This is a genomic window from Actinomycetospora lutea (assembly GCF_028737205.1).
Classification (GTDB): domain Bacteria; phylum Actinomycetota; class Actinomycetes; order Mycobacteriales; family Pseudonocardiaceae; genus Actinomycetospora; species Actinomycetospora lutea.
On sequence record NZ_JAQZAL010000008.1, the window covers coordinates 154,045 to 166,527 of the forward strand.

Consider the following 12,483-nt stretch of genomic DNA (forward strand, 5'->3'; position numbering starts at 1 on the left):
CGAGTCACTCACGGTGAGCGATACAGCCGATCAGGTGGTGCACGACCGGGGGTCCCGGATCTAGGGTCGGCCGGTGCGGGTGCGCGATCTGGGACCGGTGCTCGTGGAGTCCGACGGCGTCGAGCGCTCGTGCCCGGGCGTCAAGCAGGCGGCGATCCTCGCGACCCTGGCCATGCACGCCAACCACCGGGTGCCGGTCGAGGACCTGGTGGTCGCGGGGTGGGGCTACGACGCGGCCACGAGCACGTCCAGCGTCGAGAACCACCTGTGGCGGCTGCGCCGGATCCTCGAACCGACGCGAGCGGGCCGGCGCGGGTCGTGCCTCGTCAGCGACGCCGGGGGGACCGGCTGGTGATCCCGCCCGACGACGTCGACTCCGCGCGCTTCGAACGTCTCGCGGTGGCGGCGCGGGACGCCGCCGGGGACGGGGACCCGGCCGAGACCTGGCGGCGGTGCGACGAGGCGCTGGACCTGTGGCGCGGCCCGCCCTACGAGGTCGTCGCGCACGCCACGGCCACCGCCGCGGTCGTCGCCCGCCTCGCCGAGCTGCGCGGCCAGGTCGCCGAGCGCCGCCTCGACGCGCTGCTCGCCCTCGGCCATCCCGACCGCGTCCTGCTCGACCTCGAACCGCTCCAGCGCGACCACCCGTTCCGCGAGCCGCTCTGGGCCCGGCGGATGGCCGCGCTGGACGCCCTCGGCCGCACCGAGGAGGCCCTCGCGACCTTCCACCGGGCCCGGACCCTGCTCTGCGACGAGCTCGGCCTCGAGCCCGGGCGCGAGCTGCAGGAGCAGCAGCGCGCGGTGATGACCCGCGATCCCGCACCGGCCGTCCCGATCGCCCCGAGCGCCCCCGTCCACCTGCCCGCCCGGCCCGGGCCCCTCGTCGGCCGGGAGCGGGAGCTCGGCGAGATCGCCGACGTGCTCGCCACGTCGCCGCTGACGACCATCACCGGGCCCGGCGGGTGCGGCAAGACGCGGCTGGCGATCCAGTCGGCCCGCGACGGCGTGTCCCGGTTCCCGGACGGGATCTGGTTCGTCGACCTCACCGAGGTCCTCGCGGGCGGCGCCGTCGCGGACATGGTGGTCACCCGGCTGGGGCTGCTGCCCGGCGGCAGCGGCCCCACCGCCGCCCTGCGGGCCTTCGTGCGCGACCGCCGGGCGCTGGTGGTGCTCGACAACTGCGAGCACGTGATCGACGAGGTGGCCGCGCTCGTCGAGGAACTCCTCACCGAGGAGCCGCGGACCACGCTGCTCGCGACCAGCCGGGAGCCGCTCGACGTCGAGGGGGAGGTCGTCCGTCTGCTCGGCCCGCTCGCCCTGACCCCCGGGCCCGCCGGCCCGTCCCCGGCGGCCGAGCTGTTCCTCGCCCGGGCCCGCGGACGGGTGGACGACCTCCCGCTGATCGAACGCATCTGCGCCGGCGTCGACGGGCTGCCGCTGGCCGTCGAGCTGGCGGCGGCGCGGACCCGGTCGTTCACGCCGGCCGAGATCGCCGAGCAGGTCGCGAGCGATCCGGGAGGGCTCGGCCGCGTCGGGCGCGGGCCGGCCGACCACCGCCGCACCGTCCGCGAGGCCATCGAGTGGAGCCACCGGCTGCTCGACACCGACGAACGGACCGTGCACCGCGCCCTCTCGGTGCTCCCGGGGCCCTTCACGCTGCCCGCGGCCGCCGCGGTCGTCGGCCCGGCCCTCGACGTCGCCGACGTCCCGACGCTGCTCGCCCGCCTCGCGCACCGGTCCCTGCTCTCCGCCACGCCGCCCGACCGTCCGGGGCGGCCCACCGTGTTCCGCCAGCTCGACACGGTGCGTGCCCACGGCCGGCACCACCTGGCCGCGTCGGGCGAGGAGGCACGCACCCTCGCGCGGCGGGACGCCTGGGTCCGCGGCGTGCTCGCGGCGCGGCCCCGCCTCGGACGGGCCGAGGAGGCCGACTGGTACGACCTGCTCGAGGAGAACTGGCCGGTCGTGCGGGCGACGCTGGACGACCTCCTCGTGGACGACCCGGACCCCGGCTCGCTGCGCCTCGGCGCGGAGCTGCTGTGGTTCGGCTACTACCGCACGCGCGTGCACGAGGTCAGCCGGTGGCTCGAGCGGGCCGTCCGGTCGGCGGGGACCGACGCGGACGGGCTCACCGTCCGGCTCGTCCGCGCGGGCGCCCGCATCCTGCTCGGCGACCTCGAGGGCGGCGGCCCGCTGCTCCGCGACGTCCTGCCGCTGCTCGACACCCTCGACCTCGCCGTCGAGGGGCGCGAGGGGCTCCGGGCCCTGGTCGAGGTCGGCGTGGGCGCCGTCGGCTCCGCCTGGACGCACAACGCCTACGACCTCGTCGCCCGTGGGTGCGTGAGCCTCTCCCGGGTGGCCGCCGCCCTCGGCGAGCCCGACCTCGACCTGGTGCTCGACGCGATGGCGTGCGCCGAAGGGCTCGGGAGCACCGATCACCGCGAGCTCGCCGACCTCGCCGAGCGGGCCACCGCGATCCACGACCGGGCCGTCGGCCGGGACCACATCTGCGCGACCTGGGTCGTCAGCGCGGTCAACAACATCGTGGCCCAGCTGCTCGAGGATCCGGAGGCGGGCATCCCGTGGACCGAGCGGCTGATCGTGAGCCAGAGCCGCCTGGGCACCGGCGGCACCGGGGTCTACGTCGAGGCGATGGCGAACCTCCTGGTGATGCGCGGCGAGCTCGCCGAGGCCGTCACCTGGTTCTCCTGCGCCTACGCCCAGACCCGGCGCGCCGGCATGGTCTGGCCGGCGCGCCCGCACACCCAGGCCCTCATCGACCGCGCGAGCGCGGGCCTGACCCCGGACGCCCACCGCACCGCGTGGCAGGAGGGCGCTCCCCTGTCCACGACCGAGATCATGGCCCGCCGGACGAGGAGCCTGGTCTGCTGACGACGGTCGGCGTCTGCTCGTCGCGGACCCGCGTGTGGATCAGCGGCCGAGCTCGGCGACGACGTCGTCCAGCGGGACCTCGCGGCGCTCGCCGGAGGCGCGGTCGGTGACCTCGACGACGCCGTTCGCCAGCCCGCGCCCGACGGTGACCGTGGTCGGCATGCCGAGCAGCTCGGCGTCGGCGAACTTGACGCCCGGCGAGGCCTTGCGGTCGTCGAGCAGGACGTCCAGCCCCGCGGCGGCGAGCCCGTCGGCGATGCCCGTCGCCGCCTCGGCCTGGGCGGGGTCCTTGCCGGCGATGACGATGTGCACCGCGTACGGCGCCACCTCGGCCGGCCACACCAGGCCCTTGGCGTCGGCGTGCTGCTCGGTGATCGCGGCGACCGCGCGCGTCACGCCGACGCCGTAGGAGCCCATCGTGACGGTGGCGGGCTTGCCGTCGGCGCCCAGCGCGGTCAGCCCCAGCGCCTCGGCGTACTTGCGCCCGAGCTGGAAGATGTGGCCCATCTCGATGCCCCGAGCGGCGACCAGGGGCCCGCCGCCGTCGGGCGACGGGTCGCCCTCGCGGACCTCGGCGGCCTCGATCGTCCCGTCGGGGGTGAAGTCGCGGCCCGCGACGAGGTCGACGACGTGCCGGCCGTCCTCGTCGGCACCGGTGACCCAGGCCGTCCCGGTGACGATGCGGGGGTCGACGAGGTAGCGCACGCCGTTCTTGGCGAGCCCCACCGGACCGATGTAGCCCTTGGTCAGGAAGCGGTTCGCGGCGAAGTCGGCGTCCTCGAGCAGCGCGACCTCGGCGGGCGCGAGCGCCGCCTCGAGGCGCTTCATGTCGACCTCGCGGTCGCCGGGGACACCGACGCCGAGCAGCGTCCACTCGCTCGCTCCGGGCAGCCGGGTCTTGACCATGACGTTCTTCAGGGTGTCGGCGGCGGTGAACGTGCGACCCAGGCCCAGGGTGTTGACGTGGTCGACGAGCGTCTCGATCGTCGGCGTGTCCGGGGTGTCGTACACGACGGCCTCGGGCTTGTCCTCGACCGGCTGCTCGGGCGGCGCGGGCGTCGTCACGGCCTCGACGTTGGCGGCGAAGCCGGTCGCGGGGCAGCGCACGTAGGTGTCCTCGCCGGCGTCGCAGGGGGCGAGGAACTCCTCGGAGGCCGAGCCGCCCATGGCGCCCGACATCGCCGAGACGATCTGCACCTCGAGCCCGAGGCGCGCGAAGATCCGCTGGTAGGCCTCGCGGTGCTTCGCGTAGGACTCGCGCAGGCCCTCGTCGGTGAGGTCGAACGAGTACGAGTCCTTCATGACGAACTCGCGTCCGCGCAGGATGCCCGCGCGCGGGCGCTCCTCGTCGCGGTACTTGTTCTGGACCTGGTAGAGCGTCACCGGGAAGTCGCGGTAGGAGCTGGTCTCCCCCTTGACCATGAGGGTGAACAGCTCCTCGTGCGTGGGCCCGAGCAGGTAGTCGGCCTTCTTGCGGTCCTTGAGGCGGAACAGCGTGTCGCCGTACTCGGTCCAGCGGCCGGTCGCCTCGTAGGGCTCGCGGGGCAGCAGGGCCGGGAAGTGCACCTCCTGGCCGCCGATCGCGTCCATCTCGTCGCGGATGATCTTCTCGACGCGGCGCAGGACCTTCATGCCCAGCGGCAGCCACGAGTAGATGCCCGGCGCGACCCGGCGGACGTAGCCCGCGCGCACGAGGAGCTTGTGGCTGATCACCTCGGCGTCGGCCGGGTCCTCGCGCAGCGTGCGCAGGAACAGACCGGACATGCGCGTGACCCCTCGTGCCATGTTCCGAGCCTAACGACGGGCGTGGAGCGGATTGCGCCTACCGTGCTCCGCGTGGACCCCGACCGGGCCCGCAGGCTCGGCGCCGACGAACCCCCCTCCGGGTGGGGCTTCCGGGAGGGCCGGTCCCGCTCGCCCGGGCGGCGCTACGACCCCGCGCGGCGCTCGACGACCTGGCCGGGCCGAGCCGTCTCCCGGAGCGCCGTGGTGGTGGCCGCGTCGGTGACGAGCGTGCTCGCCAGCCCCGAGCGCAGCAGCGCGTCGGCGGCCCGGGCCCGCGCGGGCTCGGAGACCAGCACGATCACCTCCGGCACCGCCCGCAGCGCCGCCTCGTCGATGGCGAGCACGCGGCGCGCGAGGTCGACGTCGAGCACCCGGCCGTCGGCGTCGAACGGGAGCGCCACCACCTCGCCGACCACGCCGCGCTCCCCCAGCGCGGTGCGCTCCTCCTCGTCCAGGACGTCGTGGACGGTGGAGTGCTCCGGGCTCCAGGCGCCGACGGAGATCACCGCGACCGTCAGGTCGGCGAAGCGGCCGAACGCGTCCGCGACCCCCGGTTGCTCCCGCAGCGTCCGCGCGGTCTGGTCGTCGGGCAGCACCAGCGGGGCGTAGATCGGGAAGGTCGGTCCCCCGCACAGCGCGCCGACGCGCGCGACCGTCTCCGCCGACGTGTCCGACCGCCAGGGCAGCGAGTAGGCGCCGCAGAGCTGCACGACCGTGCACGGCGGCAGGGACGTCAGCGCGTCGACCGCCTCGTTGATCGTCCGCGACCACGCGAGCCCGAGGACGTCGTCGGGACCCACGATCTCGGTGAGCAGCTCCGCGGTGAGGCTGGCGACCCGGGGCCGGCCTGCTCCGGGGGCGACTAGGGCCCGGCGCAGGCCGTAGGCCGCCGCGAGCTCCTCGGAGGCCCGGTGGTCGAGGTCGTCGCCCGCGGTGACCTCGATGCGCACGAGGCCCTGCTCCTGCGCCGCGTCGAGCAGGCGAGCCACCGCGAAGCGGCTCATGCCGAGCTCCCGGGCGATCTCGACCTTGGTGCGTCCGAGCACGTGGAAGCGGTGGGCCGCCCCGGCCGCGAGCAGGCGGCGACCGGGCCCCCAGGCAACGCCGTCGGCGCCAACGCTCATATGAGCATCCTAGAGTCTCGGCCAGGTCCTTGACGAGGTTGATACTAACGTTCTGTACTGCAGTGCGAATAGCCCAGTGGCTGCTCAGGTGAGCCTGCGTCCGAGACTCGTCTCCGGAGGCCGCTCATCTGGGCGGCCCGTCGAGGAGGAGACGCATGAGCACCACCGCTCCGGGCCCCACGTCGACCACCGGGAGCGGGCTCGCCCTCGATGCGGTCGACGCGCACCTGGTGGTGGGTCCGGACGACGGCTACGGCGGCGTCTCGCTGGTGCGGATCTCGCTGGCCCCGCACGCCCGCACCGAGCCGCGGCGCTACGACGACGCGGACCGGCTCGTGATCGTCCTGGACGGCCACACCCGCGTCGAGGTCGAGGGCCGTCCGGCCGTCACGCTCGGACCGAACGAGGTCCTCCACGTGCCGCGGGACACCTGGCACCGCGTCGAGGCGCTCGGCGGGACGTCGGACCAGCTGGGGCTCGGCGCGGCGGAGCTGCTCGTGCTCGCCGCGGACCCTCAGCGGTAGAGCACGACGTCCGGCGCCGGTGGGGTCGCGAGGACCTCGCGGGCGCCCGGCCCGCCGAGCGGCAGGACGGTCCCGCGCAGGGCCGGCGGCCCCGCCTCGCCGATGGCCACGACGGCGAGCTCGGCCGGCACGGCGGAGATCGGGCCCGTGACCACCAGGAGCTTCTGGGGCAGGTCGGCCGACCGGACCACGTCGGCGAGCCAGCCCGTCACGGCGCCCAGCTCCTCGGGCGGCAGGGGCATCGCCGTGTCGAGGGCGAGACCCACGTCGGGCTCGCGCAGCAGGCGCTCCCACGGCGCGACGGCCTCGACCACGCGGGTCGGGCCGGTCGGGACGGCGAGCACGAGCAGCTGACGGTGCGCGCGGGTCAGGGCGAGCTGCTGCCACGCGGCGCCACCACGCCCCCCGTCCGCGACCGGTAGCTCGACCGCCGGCAGCGCGTCCCGGTCGCTGGTGCCGAACGCCGTCGCGGTGGCCTCGACCCGGTCGGCCGTCTCCTCCGCGGACACCCCGGGGGTCGCCCGCAGCACGACCACCCGGTGTTCGGGCGCGATCGTCGTCCCGCCCCGGGGCAGCTCCTGGCGCGGCGCCGGCGCCGCGGCCAGGTCCGCCCCCGCGGCCGACGCCGCGGCCACCGGTGTCGTGGGGTCGTCGGCCGGGACCACGACCGAGCCGCCGCCCAACGCCGTCACGACGGCGAGCGCGAGCGCGATCAGTCGCGGCACGATCCACACCGCGGCCACCGCCAGCAGCGCGACCAGGAAGATCAGGAGAACGCGCCGGCGACGACGCCGCCGGTCCGCCTTCGCGGCCTTGCGCGCGGCCTCGTCGCGCGTCGCGGCCGCGCGCGCCACCGACGGCGACACCGCCTCGCCGGGCAACGTCGCGACACGTTCCTGCTCGGCCTTTTCCCGCGCCTCGCGCTCGGCCTCTTCGCGGGCTTCCTGCTCGGCTCGTTCGCGGGCTTCGCGCTCGGCTCGTTCGCGGGCTTCGCGCTCGGCCTGTTCGCGGGCTTCGCGCTCGGCCTGTTCGCGGGCTTCGCGCTCGGCGTGTTCGCGGGCTTCGCGCTCGGCGTGTTCGCGGGCTTCGCGCTCGGCGTGTTCGCGGGCTTCGCGCTCGGCGTGTTCGCGGGCTTCGCGCTCGGCCTGTTCGCGAGCTTCGCGCTCGGCCTGTTCGCGGGCTTCCTGCTCGGCCTGCTCGCGGGCTTCCTGCTCGGCCTGCTCGCGCGATTCGCGGTCGGCGTGCTCGCGCGCTTGACGCTCAGCTTGCTCGCGCGTCGGGCGCTCGGTGTCATCGGGTGAGTCGCGCGGGGCCGGCGCGAGGGTCACCTCGTCCGGTCCGCCCCACACGTCCTCGGCGTCGATCTCGGCGTCGGTGCGACGCCACCACCGGGTGCCCGCCACCACGAGGCCACCTCCCCTCCGCCGCCGCCAGACACTCGGCCTCCCACGGCGCCCCGGCCCACGGTAGGGGGACGTTCGACGAGATCCGGCGCGCCGCGCCATGACACGCGGAGAGGTGTTCGACGCGCCACGCCCACGACCGGGCAGAGACCACGCAGCCTCGGCGACGCGGGGACACACCACCCGCGACGCGGACGCGCCGGGGAGCGATACACCTCAGGTGGGGATGCGTGGTCGTCCGCCGGGTCGGGGTCGTTGGTCGGGGTCGAGGATCCAGGGTGGGGTGAACCAGGGTCGGCCCTGGTTCATATGGATGGTCCAGTGCCCGTGGTGGATCAGGTGGTGGTGGTAGCGGCAGAGCAGGCACATGTTCTGCAGGCAGGTGTCGCCGCCGTCGAGCCAGGCCTGGATGTGGTGGGCCTGGCAGCGCCGGGGTGGGCGGGTGCAGCCGGGGAACGCGCAGCCACCGTCGCGCAGGGTGAGCGCGCGGCGCAGGGCGTCGGGGGCGGTGCGTCGGCGGCGCCCGACGTCGAGGGGCTCGGACGCGCTGCCCAGGACGACCGGGACGATGTCGGCGTCGCAGGCCCAGCGGCGCACGGTGCCGGGGTGGACCCGCAGCCCGGACTCCAGCACCCCGTAGCCGCCCTGGTCGGTCAGCGCCTGGCGCAGCCACCGGTGATCGATGGTGATCGTGAGCAACGCCCGCCCCGGGCGCTCGGGCACCGACCGGCGCTGAGCCGACCCGGCCGGCTCGGCCGGTTCGGGGCGGCGCGGCTCGGGGAGCAAGGCTTCCTCGGGCTCGGGCTCGGAGTCGACGTCGGGTTCGGGTCGGGTGCTGGTGGCCGCGCTGATCGAGTGGGCGTCGCCGACGAGGTCTTTGAGGGCCTCGATGCGGCGCAGGGCGAGGTCGCGGGTGTCGTCGGGCCCGTACGGGGCGGCGAGGTCGTCGATCACCCCCAGGAAGGCCTCGCCGTCGACGGGGTCGGACATCCGCCCGCGGAACAGCAGCGCCCCGTGGCGACGGCGGGTGACCAGCAGTTCGTCGTCTCGCCCGGCGTTCTCCTCGAGCGGTTGCTCACCGTCGGGGTCGAGGTGGGCCAGCAGCCGGTCGGCGACCGCCTGCAGCCCGCGCGGGCCCAGCCGGGTCGCCTCGTCGGCCAGGCGGCGTTCGGCCTCCAGCCACTGCTCGAGCGGCAGGCCCTCGACCCGGTCCAGGCGGCGCATCGCGGCCCGGATGATCGCCAGGTGGGCCGGGCCGATCTCCCCGCCCGCGGCGACCGTGGCGGTGCAGGCCAGCCGCGCGGGCAGCACTTCCCCGGTGAGCGAACGGCGGAGGCACAGGTCGCGGGCCTCGCCGACCAGCCGCCTGGCCTCGACCGCGGTGATGAGCCACAGCTCTTCGAGCAGCCGCTCGGTCGACCGGTCCCCGGTGGCCTCGGCCAGCTTGCCCTGGTCGATCTCGGCGACCTGCTCCAGGCGCCGATAGGCCTCGCGGCGGCGGGTGATCTCGCCGAGGCGGGCGCGGCCCAGCACGTCCCGCTCCACCGGCCCGAGCACCCGTTCGCTCATGTGTTCGATTCTAGGAGGCACCCCTGACAACCCGGCCCCGTCCGCTGACCCCACCCCAGCAGATCCGCGAGGAGCCGCGTCGACCGTGGCGACCTGCCGCTCACCGCCGTCGTTCGACCACGGGCACCCCTCGCCCCTCTAGCAAGGAGCGCTAGGACCCTTTGGCAGCGGGAACCCGTTAACCACGTTGGCGATCGCGGCGAACCCGACCTCGTTCTGCAACCGCAACGAAACCTTCGCCGATTGTGCCGTCAGGTGATGTCGCCGTCCCCCCGTGCAGTACGACATGCCCGTGGGCGTGCCCGGTGGGTCTGCACACCACCGCTACCGGGTCGGTGTCGACCGAGGACGCCGCAGCGCTCCACGGTCCGCCTCGGACGCCCGAGGTTCGGTGATGCCGTGGCCCTCGTCGAGGTCGGACCCGTGCAGTGGCCCCAACGGGCCCACGACGGGACCCGGCCGGGTCACCGTCGGGTGGATGCCGTGCTTGTGCCCTCTGTCTCGTCGCCAGTCACCTGCGCCGCCCTCGGAGCTGCTCGCGGAGCCGCTCGACGTCCCACCGCAGGTGACCGCCTGGCGTGATCAGGTCCGGCTGCAGAGTGCCCTCCTGGGCCCAGCGGGCCAACGAGCGCGCCGACACCCCGACCGCCTTTGCGGCCGGGACGCGGTGACGCAACCACCGGCCGGGGCCTTGATCGACCCCTGGGAGGTCGACCCATGTCGGAGGCTATCGCCGCCCTGATCACGGCCATGCTCGTCGGACCAGCGTGCTACTCGTGGGGCTACCGGCGGGGGCGCAAGCGGCGACCACCGACGCGACAGCGGATGACCATGCGCTGAGCCGTAACGCACGCTCGGTTGCCGGGTCGAGGAGCCTCGGCGAAGCGCTCAGCTGTTGCGGCGAATAGGGCGGCTTGAACCTCGCGGGCGGGAGCTACGGGTCGGTGCGCGTGCCCGTCGTTGGCGACCCGGGATCGTCCGTGGTCATGGCGGCTCCCCCAACGACGTCACGTCGCTCGGTGGCGGCCGGTGCCTGCGGCGAGGTGATCGAGGCCGGTGAGGTTGAGGACCTGGCGGGCGGTCGCTCCGGGAGGCGCGATGATCCGGAGGGGATGGTGGTCCACGGTGGTCTGTTCGGCGAGCTCGTGCAGGAGCAGGACGGCGGCGCTGCCGAGCTGGTCGACGGCGGTGAGGTCGAGGGTGACGGGAACGGCTCCGCCGCGGGTGGCGTGGTCGAGGTGGCGGCGCAGAGTTGGTGTCGTGGCCACGTCGAGGGCGCCGGTGACCCTGATCTGTAGAGGGTCGGAGCTGGTGGTCTCGATGGAGCACGGTTGCTCGGGGTCGGTGCTGTCGGACGATGTTGGGCTGCTGACGGCGAGCACGGGGAAGCGACGCAGGGTGCGTTCCATCAGCACGACGGTTCCCGGGCCGCTGATGTCGACCTCGACGCTGTCCATGAACTGTCGCAGCATGACCAGGCCTCGGCCGCGGACGCCGGGGTCGGCCGGTGGTGGTCGCCAGGTTCCGGTGTCGGTGACGGTGAGGCAGACGCGGCCGGCGTCGTCGAGGTAGCCGTCGACGGTGACCTTGCCGCGCCCGGCGGGGTAGGCGTGCTCGATGCAGTTGGCCACTGCTTCACCGAGGGCGAGGTGCAGGCATTCGACGTCGTCGACGCTGGCGCCGAGGGTGTCCAGCCACACAGCGGTCTCGCGGCGCAGGGTCGCAAGCGCGCGGGCTTCGGCGGGCAGCGTGCTGTGGAAGGGCTCGAGGGCGGTAGTGGTCAGCTGACAGCCGAGCAGGCTGACGTCGTCGGTGTAGTCCTCGCGGGTCATCGCTTCGATGACCGATTCGCATACCCGGTCGACCGTCGCCCCGCCGACCGTGCTGGTGTCGCCGGCGGCGAGCGCCTCGTCGGCGCTCTGCCGCAGCTGTGCGAGCCCCGCGTCCACGCTGCGGTCGCGACGCTCGATGAGGCCGTCGGTGTAGAACAACAGCATGTCGCCGGGGGCCAGCCGGACCGTCTGCGCTGGCGGGGGTGGGCTGGCGGTACCCAGTGGGCCACCGGAGCTCTCCGGGAGGTAGTGGGCCTTGCCGCGGGCGGGCAGCAGCAACGGTGGCGGGTGGCCGCAGCAGGCGTAGGACAGCTCGCCGCTGCGGGGCTCGAGCACGGCGAGGCAGACCGTGGTCGCCGTCGCCGCGGGCCGGCGGGCCACGAACCGATCCAGCCGGGCCAGCGCCTCGGCCACGGTGGCCCCTTCGATGAGGTAGCCGGTCAGGACCGCCCGGAGCTGGCCCATGGTGGCCGAGGCCCGCGCCCCGTGGCCCACCACGTCCCCGACGATCAGCCCCACCCGTCCCTCGAGCTGGGGGATCGCGTCGAACCAGTCCCCGCCGGCGGCGAGCTCGCTGCCGGCGACCAGGTACCGCGCCGCCAGCTGCGTGCCGGGCAGCACCGGGAGAGCGTCAGGCAGCAGGCTGCGCTGCAGGGCCACCACGACGTCCCGGGCCTGTTCGTAGTGGTGCTCGGCCTCTCGCGTGCGGGACTGCTCGGTGCGCCGTTCGGCCACCTCACGGGTCGGGTCCGTGATGTGGGCGGTGACCCCGACGACCGTGGCGTCGGTGCCGAAGTTGGGTGTGACGGTGAAGGTCCGGACGTACTCGACGGGTGACCCGCCCACGTCCTGATCGATCAGCACCTGCCGTTCGCGGACGATGACCGGCTGCGTGGTGTGGAAGGCTCGGTCGAGCAGCTCGGTCATCCGCTGGCTCTCCACGTCGGGCACGGCCTCGCGGTACTTCCGCCCCACTATCGAGCGGTCGCCGACCATCCGGCGGGCGGCGGCGTTCGCGGCCGCCACCACGTGCTCGGGACCGGTGAACACGAACACCGGATCGGGCTGCTGCTCGAAGCTCGCCACGACCGCGTCCACATCGCCGAACGCGTCCGCATCGACAGACGCCGCGCGGGCGGGCGGGGCCTCCCGCTGAGGTCTCCGGTACTCAGTGATGACCAGCCCCCCGGCTCGGCCTGCTGTGTGACGTCGAGCACGCTACCCGAACCACGGAAGGACCGCGGCCGAGCCGAGCCGCACACCGGCACTGTTGGGATTGCGGGTTCTACGCCGGTCGACCGCCGCCCTCCACAGAACACGGAACCACCACGGACCGTTCGGCCAGAGTGACCGC

At 74.6% G+C, this 12,483-nt stretch carries 9 protein-coding genes; 4 read left to right on the top strand and 5 right to left on the bottom strand.

Annotation, left to right across the window (positions count from 1 at the left end):
- The first annotated feature begins 73 nt into the window (after positions 1 to 73).
- Together PHK61_RS11245 and PHK61_RS11250 are read left to right on the top strand one after the other, a co-directional pair.
- A complete protein-coding gene (locus PHK61_RS11245) occupies positions 74 to 355 on the top strand; it encodes an AfsR/SARP family transcriptional regulator (RefSeq protein WP_274281054.1) in 282 nt (93 codons plus the stop codon).
- Positions 352 to 2,892 (top strand): ATP-binding protein, encoded by a 2,541-nt coding sequence (locus PHK61_RS11250; RefSeq protein ID WP_274281055.1) that lies wholly within the window; start codon positions 352 to 354, stop codon positions 2,890 to 2,892. The genes PHK61_RS11245 and PHK61_RS11250 overlap by 4 nt, the downstream gene beginning before the upstream one ends.
- 39 nt (positions 2,893 to 2,931) lie before the next feature.
- Here PHK61_RS11250 and PHK61_RS11255 read toward each other — a convergent pair whose 3' ends face one another.
- Positions 2,932 to 4,677, bottom strand: a complete 1,746-nt coding sequence (locus PHK61_RS11255) for a proline--tRNA ligase (RefSeq protein WP_274281056.1) — start codon at positions 4,675 to 4,677, stop codon at positions 2,932 to 2,934.
- Between the two features lie 143 nt (positions 4,678 to 4,820).
- A complete protein-coding gene (locus PHK61_RS11260; RefSeq protein WP_274281057.1) occupies positions 4,821 to 5,801 on the bottom strand; it encodes a sugar-binding transcriptional regulator in 981 nt (326 codons plus the stop codon).
- 155 nt (positions 5,802 to 5,956) lie between these two features.
- On the opposite strand from PHK61_RS11260, the gene PHK61_RS11265 reads away from it, so the two are divergent.
- On the top strand, positions 5,957 to 6,325 hold the full coding sequence (locus PHK61_RS11265; RefSeq protein ID WP_274281058.1) for a cupin domain-containing protein: 369 nt from the start codon (positions 5,957 to 5,959) through the stop codon (positions 6,323 to 6,325).
- On the opposite strand, the gene PHK61_RS11270 is transcribed toward PHK61_RS11265, so the two are convergent.
- Positions 6,316 to 7,206: a hypothetical protein gene (locus PHK61_RS11270; RefSeq protein WP_274281059.1), complete on the bottom strand. Its 891-nt coding sequence runs from the start codon at positions 7,204 to 7,206 to the stop codon at positions 6,316 to 6,318. The two genes, PHK61_RS11265 and PHK61_RS11270, sit on opposite strands and share 10 nt — an antisense overlap.
- Before the next feature lie 168 nt (positions 7,207 to 7,374).
- Between PHK61_RS11270 and PHK61_RS11275 the strand changes: the two genes are divergently transcribed.
- On the top strand, positions 7,375 to 7,626 hold the full coding sequence (locus PHK61_RS11275) for a hypothetical protein (RefSeq protein ID WP_274281060.1): 252 nt from the start codon (positions 7,375 to 7,377) through the stop codon (positions 7,624 to 7,626).
- Positions 7,627 to 7,944: 318 nt separating this feature from the next.
- Here the strand turns inward: PHK61_RS11275 and PHK61_RS11280 are convergent, their stop codons facing one another.
- Together PHK61_RS11280 and PHK61_RS11285 are read right to left on the bottom strand one after the other, a co-directional pair.
- Entirely contained in the window at positions 7,945 to 9,297 is a 1,353-nt protein-coding gene (locus PHK61_RS11280; protein WP_274281061.1) for an HNH endonuclease signature motif containing protein, read from the bottom strand.
- Positions 9,298 to 10,304: 1,007 nt separating this feature from the next.
- On the bottom strand, positions 10,305 to 12,215 hold the full coding sequence (locus PHK61_RS11285; protein ID WP_274281062.1) for a SpoIIE family protein phosphatase: 1,911 nt from the start codon (positions 12,213 to 12,215) through the stop codon (positions 10,305 to 10,307).
- Positions 12,216 to 12,483 lie beyond the last annotated feature (268 nt).

Bases quoted from the DNA above. Each gene is read 5' to 3' on its own strand.
- PHK61_RS11255 (WP_274281056.1), bottom strand. From the start codon at position 4,677: ATGGCACGAGGGGTCACGCGCATGTCCGGTCTGTTCCTGCGCACGCTG.
- PHK61_RS11260 (WP_274281057.1), bottom strand. From the start codon at position 5,801: ATGAGCGTTGGCGCCGACGGCGTTGCCTGGGGGCCCGGTCGCCGCCTG.
- PHK61_RS11265 (WP_274281058.1), top strand. From the start codon at position 5,957: ATGAGCACCACCGCTCCGGGCCCCACGTCGACCACCGGGAGCGGGCTC.
- PHK61_RS11280 (WP_274281061.1), bottom strand. From the start codon at position 9,297: ATGAGCGAACGGGTGCTCGGGCCGGTGGAGCGGGACGTGCTGGGCCGC.